The 16,692-nt window shown below is 66.0% G+C and carries 15 protein-coding genes and 1 pseudogene; 11 read left to right on the top strand and 5 right to left on the bottom strand.

The annotated features are described in order from the left end of the window. Positions 1–10: 10 nt before the first annotated feature. Positions 11–1,249 carry a pyridoxal phosphate-dependent aminotransferase gene (locus tag WJ12_RS09320; RefSeq protein ID WP_034188673.1) on the bottom strand — a complete coding sequence of 413 codons (1,239 nt, stop codon included), beginning with the start codon at positions 1,247–1,249 and terminating at the stop codon, positions 11–13. Positions 1,250–1,566: 317 nt separating this feature from the next. Between WJ12_RS09320 and WJ12_RS09325 the strand changes: the two genes are divergently transcribed. The 9 genes from WJ12_RS09325 (at position 1,567) to WJ12_RS09365 (ending at position 9,938) form a co-directional block, all read left to right on the top strand. Further along, positions 1,567–1,941 (top strand): Mth938-like domain-containing protein, encoded by a 375-nt coding sequence (locus WJ12_RS09325; RefSeq protein WP_012328660.1) that lies wholly within the window; start codon positions 1,567–1,569, stop codon positions 1,939–1,941. A gap of 123 nt (positions 1,942–2,064) precedes the next feature. Next, positions 2,065–3,741, top strand: coding sequence for a glycosyltransferase family 39 protein (locus WJ12_RS09330; protein ID WP_034188674.1), 1,677 nt, complete (start codon positions 2,065–2,067; stop codon positions 3,739–3,741). Positions 3,742–3,754: 13 nt separating this feature from the next. After that, complete coding sequence (locus WJ12_RS09335) at positions 3,755–4,126, top strand: SMR family transporter (protein WP_034188675.1); 372 nt, start codon at positions 3,755–3,757, stop codon at positions 4,124–4,126. A 129-nt stretch (positions 4,127–4,255) separates the two neighbouring features. Then, complete coding sequence (locus WJ12_RS09340; protein WP_069245640.1) at positions 4,256–5,407, top strand: DegT/DnrJ/EryC1/StrS family aminotransferase; 1,152 nt, start codon at positions 4,256–4,258, stop codon at positions 5,405–5,407. 6 nt (positions 5,408–5,413) lie between these two features. Beyond that, positions 5,414–6,466, top strand: a complete 1,053-nt coding sequence (locus WJ12_RS09345) for a glycosyltransferase (protein WP_049032769.1) — start codon at positions 5,414–5,416, stop codon at positions 6,464–6,466. After that, positions 6,463–7,410, top strand: coding sequence for a formyltransferase (locus tag WJ12_RS09350; protein ID WP_034188678.1), 948 nt, complete (start codon positions 6,463–6,465; stop codon positions 7,408–7,410). Before WJ12_RS09345 ends, WJ12_RS09350 begins: the two co-directional genes overlap by 4 nt. Further along, a complete protein-coding gene (locus tag WJ12_RS09355; protein ID WP_006482864.1) occupies positions 7,407–8,462 on the top strand; it encodes a bifunctional UDP-4-keto-pentose/UDP-xylose synthase in 1,056 nt (351 codons plus the stop codon). The genes WJ12_RS09350 and WJ12_RS09355 overlap by 4 nt, the downstream gene beginning before the upstream one ends. Before the next feature lie 13 nt (positions 8,463–8,475). Next, positions 8,476–9,372 (top strand): polysaccharide deacetylase family protein, encoded by an 897-nt coding sequence (locus WJ12_RS09360; RefSeq protein WP_034188679.1) that lies wholly within the window; start codon positions 8,476–8,478, stop codon positions 9,370–9,372. A 104-nt stretch (positions 9,373–9,476) separates the two neighbouring features. Continuing rightward, positions 9,477–9,938 (top strand): peroxiredoxin, encoded by a 462-nt coding sequence (locus WJ12_RS09365; protein WP_006756046.1) that lies wholly within the window; start codon positions 9,477–9,479, stop codon positions 9,936–9,938. Positions 9,939–10,129: 191 nt separating this feature from the next. Here WJ12_RS09365 and WJ12_RS37095 read toward each other — a convergent pair. Further along, positions 10,130–10,370: pseudogene (locus WJ12_RS37095) on the bottom strand (hypothetical protein); the annotation flags it as partial. Between WJ12_RS37095 and WJ12_RS09370 the strand changes: the two are divergent. Then, a complete protein-coding gene (locus WJ12_RS09370; RefSeq protein ID WP_059561658.1) occupies positions 10,266–12,062 on the top strand; it encodes a PhoH family protein in 1,797 nt (598 codons plus the stop codon). The pseudogene WJ12_RS37095 and the gene WJ12_RS09370 overlap by 105 nt on opposite strands. A gap of 237 nt (positions 12,063–12,299) precedes the next feature. Continuing rightward, positions 12,300–13,367: a C40 family peptidase gene (locus tag WJ12_RS09375; RefSeq protein ID WP_059561661.1), complete on the top strand. Its 1,068-nt coding sequence runs from the start codon at positions 12,300–12,302 to the stop codon at positions 13,365–13,367. Between the two features lie 148 nt (positions 13,368–13,515). On the opposite strand, the gene WJ12_RS09380 is transcribed toward WJ12_RS09375, so the two are convergent. The 3 genes from WJ12_RS09380 to WJ12_RS09390 form a co-directional block, all read right to left on the bottom strand. Next, the gene (locus WJ12_RS09380; RefSeq protein WP_034188682.1) at positions 13,516–14,526 is read right to left on the bottom strand and encodes an inorganic phosphate transporter; all 1,011 of its coding nucleotides are present in this window, start codon (positions 14,524–14,526) and stop codon (positions 13,516–13,518) included. 10 nt (positions 14,527–14,536) lie between these two features. Beyond that, on the bottom strand, positions 14,537–15,163 hold the full coding sequence (locus tag WJ12_RS09385; RefSeq protein WP_034188683.1) for a DUF47 domain-containing protein: 627 nt from the start codon (positions 15,161–15,163) through the stop codon (positions 14,537–14,539). A 138-nt stretch (positions 15,164–15,301) separates the two neighbouring features. Further along, the gene (locus WJ12_RS09390) at positions 15,302–16,684 is read right to left on the bottom strand and encodes a replicative DNA helicase (RefSeq protein WP_006486249.1); all 1,383 of its coding nucleotides are present in this window, start codon (positions 16,682–16,684) and stop codon (positions 15,302–15,304) included. Between the last annotated feature and the right edge of the window lie 8 nt (positions 16,685–16,692).

Genomic DNA, 16,692 nt, shown 5'->3' on the forward strand with positions numbered 1-16,692 from the left:
CCCTGCCCGCTCAGGCCGAGTGGCGCTTGCGGTAGCCGTCGAGGAAGCGTGCGATCCGGTTGATCGAATCGGTCAGGTCGTCGAGGTTCGGCAGGAAGACCACGCGGAAGTGGTCCGGCGTCGCCCAGTTGAAACCCGTGCCCTGCACCAGCAGCACACGCTCCTCGAGCAACAGGTCGAGAATGAACTGCTGGTCGTTCTGGATCGGGTAGAGCTTCGGGTCGAGGCGCGGGAACATGTACAGCGCGGCCTGCGGCTTCACGCAGGTCACGCCCGGGATGGACGTCAGCATGTCGTACGCGAGCTCGCGCTGCTTGTACAGGCGCCCGCTCGGCACGATGAGTTCGTTGATGCTCTGGTAGCCGCCGAGCGCCGTCTGGATCGCGAACTGCCCGGGCACGTTCGCGCACAGGCGCATCGACGACAGGATACCCAGCCCCTCGAGGTAATCCTTCGCGCGCCGGCGGTTGTCGCCGCCGAGGCCCGACACGGCCATCCAGCCCGCGCGGTAGCCGCACGAGCGATAGCTCTTCGACAGGCTGTTGAACGTGACGGTGATCACGTCCTCCGACAGCGAACCCATCGCGGTGTGCTCGAGGCCGTCGTAGACGATCTTGTCGTAGACCTCGTCGGCGAACACGATCAGCCCGTGCTGGCGCGCGATCTCGAGCAGCTCGAGCAGCAATTCGTCGGAGTAAAGCGCGCCCGTCGGGTTGTTCGGGTTGATCACGACGATCGCCTTCGTGTTCGGCGTGATCTTGCTGCGGATGTCGTCTAGATCGGGCATCCACGCGTTCTGCTCGTCGCACACGTAGTGCACCGGCGTGCCGCCCGACAGGCTCACCGCGGCCGTCCACAGCGGGTAGTCGGGTGCGGGCAGCAGCACTTCGTCGCCGTCGTTCAGCAGCGCCTGGGTCGCCATCACGATCAGCTCGGACGCGCCGTTGCCGATGTAGATGTCGTCGAGGCCGACGCCCACGACGCCCTTTTCCTGCGTGTAGTGCATCACGGCCTTGCGCGCCGAGAACACGCCCTTCGAATCGGAATAACCCGACGACGACGGCAGGTTGCGGATCATGTCCTGGATGATCTCGTCCGGCGCGTCGAAACCGAACGGCGCGAGGTTGCCGATGTTCAGCTTGATGATGCGGTGGCCTTCTTCCTCGAGGCGCTTCGCGTGCTCGAGCACCGGGCCACGGATGTCGTAGCAGACGTTGAGCAGCTTGTTCGACTTCTGAATCGGTTTCACGACGACACGGTTCCTGGGTTGGCCTTGCGGCCGGGGGGACGGGATCAAAACTGGAAAGCGGCCGGTCTGTGCGCGCTGTCTAGACTGGGAAAAAGCGGGCGGTCGGACGCGGCTTGTGGCGACGCACGACGCAAGTGGCGCCCGGGGGCGGCCAAAAAGTTATAATTTAGCGGATTTTGGCCGACTTTCGCAATGCACCATAGCCGCGCCGGGCCCGCGCCGTCAGGCGTCCCCATGTGGCCAGGCGCGCGAAACCGGCCATCCGGGCCCCTGCGGCCCTTGCGATACATGCCCTTACGGAACCGCGGAATACCGATTTGAAACTGCACCAGGACACGAGCGGCGCGCTCAATACCGTCACCGGCTACGGCCCCGATTACGTCGACGTCAATCTCGAACGCCATGAAACGAGCGTCATCGTGCTGCCCGGCGCGCCGGTCCAGGCATGGCCGGTGTCGTCGTTCGACGCGCTCGCGCCCGAGCATTTCGCGATGCTGCTCGACCCGACGCCCGAGCTCGTGATCTTCGGCAGCGGCGCGCGGCTGCGCTTCCCGCACCCGCGGCTCGTCGCGGCGCTCACGGCGAAGCGGATCGGCGTCGAGACGATGGATTTCCAGGCGGCCTGCCGCACCTACAACATCCTGATGGCCGAGGGCCGCAAAGTCGCCGCCGCGCTCTTAATTGAACGTTAATCCCCGATGCGGTAAAACTCGGGCCGGCGCAACGGGTCGATCCCCCGATCGGTCCGGCCAGGCCGCCCGCCGCCGGCACAACCCGCCGGCGGCCCGTCACCCCAACCAACAGGCTGAAAATCCATGAACGATACGCCCTCGAGGCTACCGCTCAACCGCATCACGCTCGTCCTCCTGATCGTCGCGCTCGCGATCGTCTGGTTCGCGCCGCTCGGGCTGCGCCACCTGATCCCGAGCGACGAAGGCCGCTACGCGGAAATGGCGCGCGAGATGTTCGTCACCGGCGACTGGATCACGCCGCGCTACAACGGCTACAAGTACTTCGAGAAGCCGCCGCTGCAGACCTGGCTGAATGCGCTGACCTTCGCGTGGTTCGGCATCGGCGAATGGCAGGCGCGCCTCTACACGGCCGTCGCGAGCTTCGCCGGCGTGCTGCTCGTCGGCTACACGGGCGCGCGCCTGTTCAACCCGCTGTCGGGCTTCCTCGCGGCCGTCGTGCTCGCGAGCTCGCCGTACTGGAACCTGATGGGCCACTTCAACGCGCTCGACATGGGGCTCGCGTTCTGGATGGCGCTGTCGCTCTGCTCGCTGCTGCTCGCGCAGCGGCCCGGGCTGCGCCCGGCCGCGGTGCGCGGCTGGATGTGGGCATGCTGGGCCGCGATGGCGCTCGCGGTGCTGTCCAAGGGCCTCGTCGGCCTGATCCTGCCCGGCGCCGTGCTCGTGCTCTATACGCTGATCGCGCGCGACTGGGCGCTGTGGAAGCGCCTGTACCTGGTCAGCGGCCTCGTGATCTTCTTCGCGATCGTCACGCCGTGGTTCGTGCTGGTGCAGCAGCGCAACCCCGAGTTCTTCAACTTCTTCTTCATCGTCCAGCAGTTCCGCCGGTACCTGACCCCGGAACAGAACCGCCCGGGCCCGCTGTACTACTTCGTGCCGGTGCTGCTGGTCGGCTTCCTGCCGTGGCTGTCGGTCGCGTGGCAGAGCATCCGCCATGCGCTGCGGATGCCGCGCCAGCCGAACGGCTTCTCGCCGATGCTGGTGCTGCTGATCTGGAGCGCCTTCATCTTCCTGTTCTTCAGCACGTCGCATTCGAAGCTGATCTCGTACGTGCTGCCGGTCGCGCCGGCGCTCGCGCTGATCATCGGCGCGTACCTGCCGCTGATGACGGCCGACCGGTTCCGCCGCCACCTGCTCGGCTACCTCGTGTTCTTCGTCGCCGCGGCGTTCGGGATCATCTTCCTCGCGTACCAGGGCGATGCCCGCACGCCGAACGCGCTGTACCGCGCGTTCCAGATGTGGCTGTACGCGGGCCTCGCGGTCTCGGCCGCGCTGACGCTCGCGGCCGCGTGGCTGAACCGCCGGACGGGCGCGGCCGCCGCGCTCGCCGCGTTCGGCGCCGCATGGCTCGCGTTCGGCACGATCGGCGGCACCGGGCACGACGAGTTCGGCCGCTACAGCTCGGGCGCGCTGCTCGCGCCGGCCGTGCGCGCCGAACTGGCGAAGCTGCCGCCCGACACGCCGTTCTACTCGATCGAGATGCTCGACCATACGTTCCCGTTCTACATGGGCCACACGACGATCATGGTCCAGCGCCAGGACGAGCTCGCGTTCGGGATCTCGATGGAGCCGAACAAGTGGATTCCGACGGTCGCCGAATGGATCGCGCGCTGGAAGCAGGAAACCCATGCGCTCGCGATCATGCCGCCCGGCCAGTACGACGCGCTGGTCAGCCAAGGTGTGCCGATGCGCGTGATCGCGCGCGACAACCGCCGCGTGATCGTCGAGAAACCGCAATCGTAAGGACGCCCCTCGCATGAATCCCGTTTCGTTCGTCTGCATCATCACCGGCGTGATGCTCAACGCCTGTGCGCAACTGCTGCTGAAAGCCGGCGTCAACGCCGTCGGGCACTTCGAATTCAGCCGTGCGAACATCCTCCCGGTCGGCCTGAAGATCGCGACCCAGCTGCCGATCATCGGCGGCCTCGGCTGCTACGTGCTGAGCGTCGTGGTCTGGATTCTCGGGCTGTCGCGGGTCGACGTGTCGATCGCGTACCCGATGCTGTCGCTCGGCTACGTGGTCAACGCGTTCGCGGCGTGGTACCTGTTCGGCGAGGTGCTGTCGGTCCAGCGGCTCGTCGGGATCGGCATCATCCTGATCGGCGTGCTCGTGCTCGCGCGCAGTTGAGCATGCCCCGCGGCGTTAAGTGTCCGCCTACAAAAAATCACGGTGCGAATCCGCCAACCGGTGTTTAATGCCGGTTTCGGGCGGATCGCCCGACCCTTTTATTACACGCCATTACAGGCCAACGCGTTCATGAGCCAGACTACCGCTCCGTTTCTGCCGTTCACCCGACCGGAAATCGACGAGGAAACCATCCAGGGCGTCGTCGACGTGCTGCGCTCGGGCTGGATCACCACCGGCCCGCAATGCCAGAAATTCGAGGCCGCGCTGTCCGACTACTGCGGCGGGCGGCCGGTCCGCGCGTTCAATTCGGGCACCTGCACGCTCGAGATCGGCCTGCGCATCGCGGGCGTCGGTGCCGGCGACGAGGTGATCACGACGCCGGCGTCGTGGGTCTCGACCAGCAACGTAATCATCGAAACGGGCGCGACGCCCGTGTTCGCCGACATCGATCCCGTCACGCGCAACATCGACCTCGACAAGCTCGAGCAGGCGATCACGCCGCGCACGAAGGCGATCATCCCCGTGTTCCTGTCCGGCCTGCCGGTCGACATGGACCGCCTGTACGCGATCGCGCGCACGCACAAGCTGCGCGTGATCGAGGACGCCGCGCAGGCGTTCGGCTCGACGTGGAACGGCAAGCGCATCGGCGCGATCGGCGACATCGTGTCGTTCAGCTTCCACGCGAACAAGAACCTGACGACGATCGAAGGCGGCGCGCTGGTGCTGAACAACGAGGACGAAGCGACACTCGCGCAGAAGTACCGGCTGCAGGGCATCACGCGCACCGGCTTCGACGGGATGGACTGCGACGTGCTCGGCGGCAAGTACAACCTGACCGACGTCGCCGCCCGCGTCGGCCTCGGCCAGCTGCCGCACATCGAACGCTTCACCGCGCAGCGCCGCGCGCTCGCCCGCGCGTATTTCGCCGCGTTCGACGGCGGCGCGGCCGTGAAGCTCGGCGCCGGCCTGCCGGTTGCCGACTTCGCGAACAGCAACTGGCACATGTTCCTGATCACGCTGCCGCTCGAGCGGCTGACGATCACGCGCGCCGAATTCATGGCGCAGCTGAAGGAACGCGGCATCGGCACGGGCATCCACTACCCGGCGATCCATCTTTTCACGCTGTACCGTGCGCGCGGCTTCAAGGAGGGAATGTTCCCCCACGCCGAACGGTACGGCGCGTCGACCGTCACGCTGCCGCTGTTCACGCAGATGACGGAAGGCGACGTGCGTCGCGTGGTCGACGCCATCAACCAGATTTGTGAACAATACGGAAAATAAGCGTACATGAGTCACCTTGAAGCACGCGCCGGGCATCCGGGGGCCGGCCATCCGGTCGCCGGGCACCTGGACGCCGGTCGGCCCGAAGTCTCGGTCATCATCCCCGTATACAACGAGGAAGACGGCCTCGCCGCGCTGTTCGCGCGGCTGTATCCGGCGCTCGACGCACTCGACACGTCGTATGAAGTGATCCTGATCAACGACGGCAGCCGCGACCGCTCGGCCGCGATGCTCGCCGATCAGTTCCACGTACGGCCCGACACGACGCGCGTCGTGCTGCTCAACGGCAACTACGGTCAGCACATGGCCATCCTCGCGGGCTTCGCGCAGTCGCGCGGCGAGATCGTCATCACGCTCGACGCCGACCTGCAGAACCCGCCCGAGGAAATCGGCAAGCTGATCGCGAAGATGCGCGAGGGCTACGACTACGTCGGCTCGATCCGCAAGCAGCGCCAGGACAGCCTGTGGCGGCGCAAGGCGTCGCAGATGATGAACCGGCTGCGCGAGCGCATCACGCGCATCAAGATGACCGACCAGGGCTGCATGCTGCGCGCGTACAGCCGCCGCATCATCGACACGATCAACGTGTGCGGCGAAGTCAACACGTTCATCCCCGCGCTCGCGTACACGTTCGCGCAAAAGCCGACCGAAATCGAGGTCGCGCACGAGGAACGCTTCGCAGGCGAATCGAAGTATTCGCTGTACAGCCTGATCCGGCTGAACTTCGACCTCGTGACCGGCTTCTCGGTCGTGCCGCTGCAGTGGCTGTCGTTCATCGGCGTGATCCTGTCGCTCGGCTCCGCCGCGCTGTTCGTGCTGCTGCTCGTGCGCCGCTTCATCGTCGGCGCGGAAGTGCAAGGCGTGTTCACGCTGTTCGCCATTACGTTCTTCCTGCTCGGCGTGATCATCTTCGCGCTCGGCCTGCTCGGCGAGTACGTCGGCCGCATCTACCAGCAGGTGCGCGCACGGCCGCGCTACCTGATCCAGGCCGTGCTCGAGCAGCACGACGGCGTGCCGCCGGTGCCGGCCGACGCGAACCGCACGGGAGCCGGGCAATGAAGCCGCGCGCGGTCGTCTTCGCGTATCACAACGTCGGCGTGCGCTGCCTGCAGGTGCTGCTCGCGCGCGGCGTCGACGTCGCGCTCGTCGTCACGCACGAGGACAACCCGAACGAGAACATCTGGTTCGGCAGTGTCGCGTCCGTCGCGGCCGAGCACGGCATCCCGGTCGTCACCCCGGCCGATCCCGCCGATCCGGCGCTGCGCCGCGCGGTATCCGACGCGCGGCCCGACTTCATCTTCTCGTTCTACTACCGGCACATGCTGCCGGTGGACCTGCTCGCGATCGCGCCGCGCGGCGCGTACAACATGCACGGTTCGCTGCTGCCGAAATACCGGGGTCGGGTACCGACCAACTGGGCCGTGCTGAACGGCGAGACCGAAACCGGCGCGACGCTGCACGAGATGGCTGCGAAGCCCGACGCGGGCGCGATCATCGGCCAGACCGCGGTGCCGATCCTGCCGGACGACACGGCCGCGCAGGTGTTCGACAAGGTCACGGTGGCCGCCGAACAGACGCTCTGGCGCGTGCTGCCCGCGCTGCTCGCCGGCGAGGCGGCGCACCTGCCGAACGACCTGTCGAGCGGCAGCTACTACGGCGGGCGCAAGCCCGAGGACGGCCGCGTCGACTGGTCGAAACCGGCCGCGCAGGTCTACAACCTGGTGCGCGCGGTCGCGCCCCCGTATCCGGGCGCGTTCACAGACGTCGACGGCACGCGTTTCGTGATCGCGCGCGCGCGTCTCGCGGCGCCCGGCAGCGCGGCAGCGGCCGCCGCGGCGGATTTGCCGCCCGGCCTGCACGTAAGCGATAATGCGCTATTCGGCGTCTGCGGCGACAGCCGCGCCTTGTCCATTCTCGAGCTGTGGCAGCAGCGCGACGGCAGCGAAACCGTCGTGACGCCCGCGGAATTCGCGCAGTTCATTCATTCTTCCCGTCATTCATGAAAGCAAAAAAAGTCCTGATCCTGGGTGTGAACGGCTTCATCGGCCATCACCTGTCGAAGCGCATTCTTGAAACCACCGATTGGGAAGTGTTCGGCATGGACATGCAGACCGATCGGCTGGGCGACCTCGTCAACCACGAGCGGATGCATTTCTTCGAAGGCGACATCACGATCAACAAGGAGTGGGTCGAGTATCACGTGAAGAAGTGCGACGTGATCCTGCCGCTCGTCGCGATCGCGACGCCGGCCACCTACGTCCAGCAGCCGCTGCGCGTGTTCGAGCTCGACTTCGAGGCGAACCTGCCGATCGTGCGTTCGGCCGTCAAGTACGGCAAGCACCTCGTGTTCCCGTCGACCTCCGAGGTCTACGGCATGTGCTCGGACGAGCAGTTCGATCCGGACGCGTCGGCACTCACCTACGGCCCGATCAACAAGCCGCGCTGGATCTACGCATGCTCGAAGCAGCTGATGGACCGCGTGATCTGGGGTTACGGGATGGAAGGCCTGAACTTCACGCTGTTCCGCCCGTTCAACTGGATCGGCCCGGGCCTCGACTCGATCTACACGCCGAAGGAAGGCAGCTCGCGCGTGGTCACGCAGTTCCTCGGCCACATCGTGCGCGGCGAGAACATCAGCCTCGTCGACGGCGGCTCGCAGAAGCGCGCGTTCACCGACATCGGCGACGGCATCAGCGCGCTGATGAAGATCATCGAGAACAAGGACGGCGTCGCGTCGGGCAAGATCTACAACATCGGGAATCCGAAGAACAACTTCTCGGTTCGCGAACTCGCGCACAAGATGCTCGAACTGGCCGCGGAATTCCCCGAGTACGCCGACTCGGCCAAGCAGGTGAAGCTCGTCGAAACGACGTCCGGCGCCTACTACGGCAACGGCTACCAGGACGTGCAGAACCGCGTGCCGAAGATCGACAACACGATGCAGGAGCTCGGCTGGGCGCCGCAGGCGACGTTCGACGACGCGCTGCGCAACATCTTCGAGGCGTATCGCGGCCACGTCGCCGACGCGCGCGCGCTCGTCGAACAGCAAGGCTGACCGGGACGTTCGCTTGGCTCGTATCGTCCTCAAGATCGACGTCGACACGCTGCGCGGCACACGCGAAGGCGTGCCGAACCTCGCGCGCATCTTCGATCGCTTCAGCGCGCGCGCGACCTTCCTCTTCAGCCTCGGGCCCGATCACACCGGCTGGGCGCTGCGGCGGGTGTTCCGCCCGGGTTTCCTGAAGAAGGTGTCGCGCACGTCGGTGGTCGAACACTACGGCGTGAAGCAGCTGATGTACGGCGTGCTGCTGCCGGGCCCCGACATCGGCCGCCGCGCGATCGCCGACATGCGCGCGATCCACGAGGCCGGCTTCGAATGCGGGATCCACACGTGGGATCACGTGTACTGGCAGGACAACGTCCGTGCGCGCGATCGCGACTGGACCGCGCGTGAAATGCAGAAGAGTCACGCGCGCTTCATCGAGATCTTCGGCGCGCCGCCCGTCACGCACGGCGCGGCCGGCTGGCAGATGAACGATGCCGCGTTCGAGCAGATCGACGCGTGGGGCATGCGCTACGCCTCCGACGGGCGCGGCCACTCGCCGTACCTGCCGGTCGTCGGCGGCCGCACGCTGTCGCACGTGCAGATGCCGACCACGCTGCCGACGCTCGACGAAGTGCTCGGCATCGACGGCGTCGACACGCACAACGTCGCCGCGCACCTCCTCAAGTTCACCGAAACCAATCCGCACGACCAGGTGTTCACGCTGCATGCGGAACTGGAAGGCCAGAAGCTCGCGCCCGTGTTCGAGCAGCTGCTCGCCGGCTGGCGCGCGCAAGGCCACACGTTTGCGACGATGGGCGACTACCACGCGACGCTGGACCGCGACACGCTGCCATCGTACCCTGTCACGTGGGGCGAAATCCCCGGCCGCTCCGGCGAACTGATCGTCCAGCCCGACTGAGTCCGCGCGCGAGCCGGCGGCGCCCGCAGCGCCCTGCCGCGCGTTGCCGGGACGCCGCACCGCGCCGCCGCAGCGGCGCCTTTCCATAACAACAGGAGAAACACGTGTCTGTCGAAGTTGACCGTCAAGTTCCCGATTTCACCGCACCGGCCACGGGCGGCGACATTTCGCTGTCCGACCTGAAAGGCAAGAAGCTCGTGCTGTACTTCTATCCGAAGGACAACACGCCGGGCTGCACGACCGAAGGGCTGCAGTTCCGCGATCTCTATCCGAAGTTCAAGAAAGCCGGTGCGGAAGTCATCGGCGTGTCGCGCGACAGCCTGCGCTCGCATGACAACTTCAAGGCAAAGCTCGAACTGCCGTTCCCGCTGATCTCCGATGCCGACGAAGCGCTGTGCGCGCTGTTCGATGTCATCAAGATGAAGAAGATGTATGGCAAGGAAGTGCGCGGAATCGAGCGCTCGACGTTCCTGATCGACGCCGACGGCGTGCTCCGTCAGGCATGGCGCGGCATCAAGGTGCCGGGTCACGTGGACGACGTGCTAAGTGCTGTACAAGCGCTTTGAGGCGCGTTATATTGGGCCGCAATGAATGCCCGTTCGACCCATATTTCTCGTAGCTGCGCCGGTGCTCGATGCGATGCTTCCCGGCACCTGACGCGCATCACGACATCAGCCGAGCCGCATGTCCCTGTCGACGGGGCAGCGGCTTTTTTTATGGATTGCGCGCCGGCCCTCCCGGTCCGGCCCTAACCGCATCAAGGAGCTGATCGACACTTAGGCGAACCGGCTAGACGAATTTCCTGTGCGCCACCGCGCGCAAACTGCGTCTACGTCACGCAGGATGCGATCAGCGGCGCACGCCATGCGACACGATTCCTCCCGAGGGACACCATGCCTTTGCCTACCCCCCCCAGCAAGCTCGGCAGCCTGCTGCCGCCCGACGAATACAAGGCGAAAGCGCGGCCCGCGAAAGCCGCGAAGAAATCCGCCGAAGGGGACGCATCCACAGCCGGTGACTATGGTCCGGCCAGCGTGGCCCAACCGATGATCGAAGCCGCGAACACGGCCGCGCCGCTGCGTGCCGTCGCGTCTTCGGCGCCTGATGCCGCACCCGCGCGCGGCCGCAAGACCAAGCAGACGGCCGCGCTGCTGCAGCCGATGCCGGCCCCCGCCGCACCCGCGGCGCCGGTCGTCGCGCGCAACGACAAGCCGGCCGCCGGCAAACCCGCCGCCGCGCCCGCGCGCGACGCCGGCGCCGCCACCAAGTCGCGCAGCCGCAAGCCCGCCGAGGCCGAACTGCAGAAACTGTTCGTGCTCGACACCAACGTGCTGATGCACGACCCGAGCAGCCTCTTCCGCTTCGAGGAACACGACGTCTATCTGCCGATGATGACGCTCGAGGAACTCGACAACCACAAGAAGGGGATGTCGGAAGTCGCGCGCAACGCACGCCAGGTCAGCCGCACGCTCGACGCGCTGGTCGCCGACGGCGGCCCGATCTCGGACGGCATCCCGCTGTCGCGCCTCGGCAGCCGCGAGGCGCTCGGCCGCCTGTACTTCCAGACGAAGCTCGCCGACATCGCGCCGGTCGAAGGCTTGCCCGTGGGCAAGGCCGACAACCAGATCCTCGGTGTCGTGCGCGCGCTGCAGCGCGACCGGCCCGACCGCCAGGTCGTGCTGGTGTCGAAAGACATCAACATGCGAATCAAGGCGCATGCGCTCGGGCTGCCCGCGGAAGACTACTTCAACGACCAGGTGCTCGAGGACTCCGATCTCCTGTACAACGGCGTGCGCGAGCTGCCGCAGGATTTCTGGACCAAGCATGCGAAGGGCATGGAGAGCTGGCAGGACACGAAGACGGGCACCACGTACTACCGCGTGACGGGCCCGCTCGTCGCGTCGATGCTCGTCAACGAGTTCGTCTATCTCGAACCGCAGAACGGCGAGCCGACGTTCCATGCGATCGTCCGCGAACTGAACGGCAAGACGGCGCTGCTGCAGACGCTGCGCGACTACAGCCACCACAAGAACAACGTGTGGGGCATCACCGCGCGCAACCGCGAGCAGAACTTCGCGCTGAACCTGCTGATGAACCCCGAGATCGACTTCGTCACGCTGCTCGGCCAGGCCGGCACCGGCAAGACGCTCGTCGCGCTCGCGGCCGGCCTCGCGCAGGTGCTCGACGACAAGCGCTACAACGAGATCATCGTGACGCGCGCCACCGTGCCCGTCGGCGAGGACATCGGTTTCCTGCCCGGTACCGAGGAAGAGAAGATGCAGCCGTGGATGGGCGCATTCGACGACAACCTCGAGGTGCTGCAGAAGACCGACGACGCGGCCGGCGAATGGGGCCGCGCCGCAACGCAGGAACTGATCCGTTCGCGCCTGAAGGTGAAGAGCATGAACTTCATGCGCGGCCGTACGTTCGTCGACAAGTACCTGATCATCGACGAAGCGCAGAACCTGACGCCGAAGCAGATGAAGACGCTCGTCACGCGCGCGGGCCCCGGCACGAAGATCGTGTGCCTCGGCAACATCGCGCAGATCGACACGCCTTACCTGACCGAAGGCAGCTCGGGCCTGACCTACGTCGTCGACCGCTTCAAGGGCTGGGGCCACAGCGGCCACGTGACGCTCGCTCGCGGCGAACGTTCGCGGCTGGCCGACTACGCGTCGGACATCCTGTAACGCGGCCTGCCGGCCGATCGGCCGGCTGTCGACGCCACACGGCGCTCCGTTTCCGGAGCGCCGTTTTTATTTGGGGTCGAAGAAAAAAGTAACGCTTCGTCACGCAAAAGCGCAGTTTACGCGCGAAACTTCAAGTAAATTCTCAAGAATGGTTGCTTAAGCCCCGTCCGAGCGTCTACCATCGGGTCTGTCTGTTGTCATACGATTCGCGAGCGCGCCGCGCTCGCCCGCCTTGCCATGCTTCGAATCTGGGTTCCCGTCGCCGTCGTTTCCCTGCTTGCGGCCTGCTCCAGCGTGCCGCCGCAGTCGGCATCGCGTTCCGCGTCGGGCATGAAGATCACGACGCCGCGCGCGTTCCCCGCTCCGGCCAATTTCCCGAAATTCGTCGATCACAGCGTCGGCCAAGAAGAAATCTCGATCCAGGCGATGAGCCTCGTCGGCATCCCGTATCGCTGGGGCGGCAACACACCGACGAGCGGCTTCGACTGCAGCGGGCTCGTGCGCTACGTGATCGGCCGCGCGGCCGACGTGAACCTGCCGCGCACGACCGCCGACATGAGCGGCCGCGGCGTGTCGATCGAACCCGACGAGATCGCGCCGGGCGACCTGATTTTCTTCAATACGACCGGGCGGCCGCATTCGCACGTCGGCATCTATGTCGGCAAGCTGCGCTTCGTCAACGCACCGTCGACGGGCGGCACCGTGCGGCTCGACTACCTGACGAACCCGTACTGGGCCAAACGTTTCGACGGTATTCGCCGCGTCGCGCCGCCGCGCACGGCGCCGACGCCGTTCGATGCGCCGACCTACGAGGCGAAGCGCGACGAGCCGCGCACGCCGCCGGCGGTCGCAGCCGCGCCGGTGGTCGTGACGACCGCGGCGGCGCGGCAGCCTGCCTATGCGCCACAGCAAGCACGCGTGACGCAGGCACCCGCGCCGGTCGTCACGGCCGCCGCCGCACCAGCGGCCCCCGCCGCCGATCCGTACGAACCGCCTCCGCCGCGTGTGCAGGCCGCCCGGCAGCAGGCAACGTCGATGAACGATGGCATGACTGCGATGACGGCCAATGCAGCACCCGCCGTCCAGGCGGAGTCCGGCACGCAGATTCCGACGACGGCGCTGACCGCCGCCCAGGCTGCCGCGTTCGACGACGAACCGCCTCCGGCGGCCGCATCGGCATCGCCACGCAGCATCGAGCCCGCACCCGTGCAGGTCTGGCGCGCGTCGACGCAATCCGCGCCCGTCAGCCCGCGTACCGGCACCGCGGACGATCCGATCGCGCGGTTCGCGAACGGCAGTTACTGACCGGTTGCCCGGCCGTCGACGGCAAGTCCCGTCGGCGACCTCTGTCGGCGCCCCGCCCGTTCCGTCGCCCACTCGCCGCTCCAAAAGAAAATGCGCCGCAGCCTTTCGGCTTGCGGCGCATCGGATGTCGATCCGGCAGTGTCGGCAATCAGAAGATCTGGTGGCCGAGCCACCATCCGCCGGCCGCGAACAGCGCGGCGGCGGGCAGCGTCAGCACCCACGCCCACACGATGTTGCCGGCGACGCCCCAGCGCACGGCCGACAGCTTCTGGGTCGCGCCGACGCCGACGATCGCGCCGGTGATGGTGTGCGTGGTCGACACCGGAATGCCGAGGAACGACGCGAGGAACAGCGTCATCGCGCCACCGGTTTCCGCGCAGAAACCGCCGACCGGCTTGAGCTTCGTGATCTTCTGGCCCATCGTGCGCACGATGCGCCAGCCGCCGAACAGCGTGCCGAGGCCCATCGACAGGTAACACGCGCCGATCACCCACGCAGGCGGCGCATCGGCGCCGGCCGACGCGTAGCCGCTTGCGATCAGCAGCATCCAGATGATGCCGATCGTCTTCTGCGCGTCGTTGCCGCCGTGGCCGAGGCTGTACAGGCCGGCCGACAGCAGCTGCAGACGGCGGAAACGCCGGTCGACCTTGCTTGGCGCGGTACGGAAATACAGCCACGACACGCCGAGCATGAACAGCGAACCGAGGATGAAGCCGAGCAGCGGCGAAATGAAGATGAACGCAACCGTCTTCAGCAGCCCGTCGATGTTCAACGAGCTCCAGCCCGACTTCGCGAGCGCCGCGCCGACGAGGCCGCCGATCAGTGCGTGCGACGAGCTCGACGGAATCCCGTAATACCACGTGATCACGTTCCAGCCGATCGCACCGACCAGCGCGCCGAAGATGACGTAGTGGTCGACGATTTCGGGATCGATCGTGCCTTTACCGACGGTCTGCGCGACTTTCAGGTGGAAGATGAAGTACGCGATGACGTTGAACGCCGCCGCGAACACGACGGCCTGCTGGGGCTTCAGCACCCCGGTCGACACGACGGTGGCGATCGAGTTCGCCGCGTCGTGAAAGCCGTTCATGAAGTCGAATACGAGCGCGACGAGCACCAGCGCCGCGACCATCCATAGGGCGAGTTGTATCGAATGCATCGTGGTCCGCTCAGGCGTTTTCCAGCACGATGCCTTCGATGATGTTCGCGACGTCCTCGCACTTGTCGGTGATCTCTTCGAGCAGCTCGTAGATCGCCTTCAGCTTGATGAGCGTCTTCACGTCGTCTTCCTCGCGGAACAGCTTCGACATCGCCGCGCGCAGCACGCGATCGGCCTCCGACTCCCAGCGGTCGATCTCCTCGCATTGCTTGAGGATCTGTGCCGACTGCTTCATGTCGGACAGCAGCCCGACCGCCTGTTGCACGTGCTGGGCCGACTGCGTAACGATGTGCGCGAGCTGGCTCGCCTCCGACGTGACCGAACGCACGTCGTACAGCGACACGGCCGTCGCGACGTCTTCCATCAGGTCGAGGATGTCGTCCATCGTCGTGATCAGCTTGTGGATCTCGTCGCGATCGAGCGGCGTGATGAAGGTCTTGTGCAGCAGATCGATCGCCTCGTGCGTGAGCTTGTCGGCGGCCTTCTCGGCGGTCTGCACGTTTTGCTTGTGAATCTCGGCGTCGGCGAGATTGTCGATCAGCAGTTCGAGCTCGCGGCCACCGGAAACGATGTGCTTCGCGTGCGCGTTGAAGAGTTCAAAGAACTTGCCCTCGGTGGGCATGAATCGACCGAACATGGGATTCCTGAGAGATTGTCAAACTACTGTCACGAAAACGGGCGACATTGTACCGTTTTCGGTTGCGACGCGACGCGCGCATATGCGCGCGCCGGGATTGGATACAACGTTTGGCGATTTAGGCCTTTACAAGCGGCGTCACTCGCCGTAGAAGGTCTGCGCCCCTGCAAAGTTATCGAACTTCGTATATTGACCCAGGAACGTGAGCCGAACGGGGCCGATCGGACCGTTACGCTGCTTGCCGATGATGATCTCGGCCGTTCCTTTGTCCGGGCTGTCCGGATTGTAGACTTCATCGCGGTAAATGAACAGGATCACGTCCGCATCCTGTTCGATTGCGCCTGATTCGCGCAGATCGGACATCACCGGACGCTTGTTCGGGCGCTGTTCGAGGCCGCGGTTCAGCTGCGACAGCGCGATCACCGGCACGTCGAGCTCCTTCGCGAGGCTCTTCAGCGATCGCGAGATTTCCGAGATTTCGGTCGCGCGGTTCTCGCCCTGCGACGAACCCGACATCAGCTGCAGGTAGTCGACGATGATCAGGCCGAGCTTGCCGCATTGCCGCGCAAGACGCCGCGCGCGCGAGCGCAATTCCATCGGGTTCAGGCCGCCCGTCTCGTCGATGAAGAGCTGCGCCTCGCTCATCTTCTGCACCGCATGCGTCAGCTTCGGCCAGTCCTCGTCCGTCAGCCGGCCCGTCCGCATCCGGTGCTGGTCGAGCCGGCCGATCGAGCCGAGCATACGCATCACGAGCTGGGTGCCCGGCATTTCCATCGAGAACACCGCGACCGGCAGCCCGTACTCGACCGCGACATATTCGCCGATGTTCATCGAAAACGCGGTCTTGCCCATCGACGGCCGTCCCGCCACGATGATCAGCTCGCCGCCGTGCATCCCGGACGTCATCCGGTCGAGGTCGACGAAGCCCGTCGGCGTGCCCGTGACGTCGCTCGGATTCGCGGTGTGGTACAGCGTGTCGATCCGCTCGACGACCTGCGTGAGCAGCGGGCCGATCTCGAGGAAGCCCTGGTTGCCGCGCGCGCCCTCTTCCGCGATCGAGAACACCTTCGATTCGGCTTCGTCGAGCAGCTGACGGACTTCCTTGCCTTGCGGATTGAACGCGTCGGCCGAGATTTCGTCGGCAACCGACACGAGCCGGCGCAACACCGCGCGATCGCGCACGATTTCCGCATAACGACGGATGTTCGCGGCGCTCGGCGTGTTCTGCGCGAGGGCGTTCAGGTACGCGAGGCCGCCGACGTCGTCGGCCTTGCCGGACGTGGTCAGCGCTTCGTACACGGTCACGACGTCGGCCGGCCGCGTCGACGCGATCAGGCGGCCGATGTGCTCGTAGATGATCCGGTGGTCGTAGCGATAGAAATCGCCCTGCGACAGGAAGTCGGCAATCCGGTCCCATGCCGCGTTGTCGAGCAACAGGCCGCCGAGCACCGACTGCTCGGCTTCGACCGAATGCGGCGGGACTTTCAGCGATTCGATTTGAGGATCTTGCGGCGCGTTCATGGGTTGGG

Source organism: Burkholderia seminalis, from assembly GCF_001718535.1.
In the GTDB taxonomy this organism is placed as follows: Bacteria; Pseudomonadota; Gammaproteobacteria; order Burkholderiales; family Burkholderiaceae; genus Burkholderia; species Burkholderia seminalis.

Bases quoted from the DNA above. Each gene is read 5' to 3' on its own strand.
- WJ12_RS09340 (WP_069245640.1), top strand. From the start codon at position 4,256: ATGAGCCAGACTACCGCTCCGTTTCTGCCGTTCACCCGACCGGAAATC.
- WJ12_RS09350 (WP_034188678.1), top strand. From the start codon at position 6,463: ATGAAGCCGCGCGCGGTCGTCTTCGCGTATCACAACGTCGGCGTGCGC.
- WJ12_RS09355 (WP_006482864.1), top strand. From the start codon at position 7,407: ATGAAAGCAAAAAAAGTCCTGATCCTGGGTGTGAACGGCTTCATCGGC.
- WJ12_RS09335 (WP_034188675.1), top strand. From the start codon at position 3,755: ATGAATCCCGTTTCGTTCGTCTGCATCATCACCGGCGTGATGCTCAAC.
- WJ12_RS09380 (WP_034188682.1), bottom strand. From the start codon at position 14,526: ATGCATTCGATACAACTCGCCCTATGGATGGTCGCGGCGCTGGTGCTC.
- WJ12_RS09345 (WP_049032769.1), top strand. From the start codon at position 5,414: ATGAGTCACCTTGAAGCACGCGCCGGGCATCCGGGGGCCGGCCATCCG.
- WJ12_RS09385 (WP_034188683.1), bottom strand. From the start codon at position 15,163: ATGTTCGGTCGATTCATGCCCACCGAGGGCAAGTTCTTTGAACTCTTC.
- WJ12_RS09330 (WP_034188674.1), top strand. From the start codon at position 2,065: ATGAACGATACGCCCTCGAGGCTACCGCTCAACCGCATCACGCTCGTC.
- WJ12_RS09390 (WP_006486249.1), bottom strand. From the start codon at position 16,684: ATGAACGCGCCGCAAGATCCTCAAATCGAATCGCTGAAAGTCCCGCCG.
- WJ12_RS09370 (WP_059561658.1), top strand. From the start codon at position 10,266: ATGCCTTTGCCTACCCCCCCCAGCAAGCTCGGCAGCCTGCTGCCGCCC.
- WJ12_RS09375 (WP_059561661.1), top strand. From the start codon at position 12,300: ATGCTTCGAATCTGGGTTCCCGTCGCCGTCGTTTCCCTGCTTGCGGCC.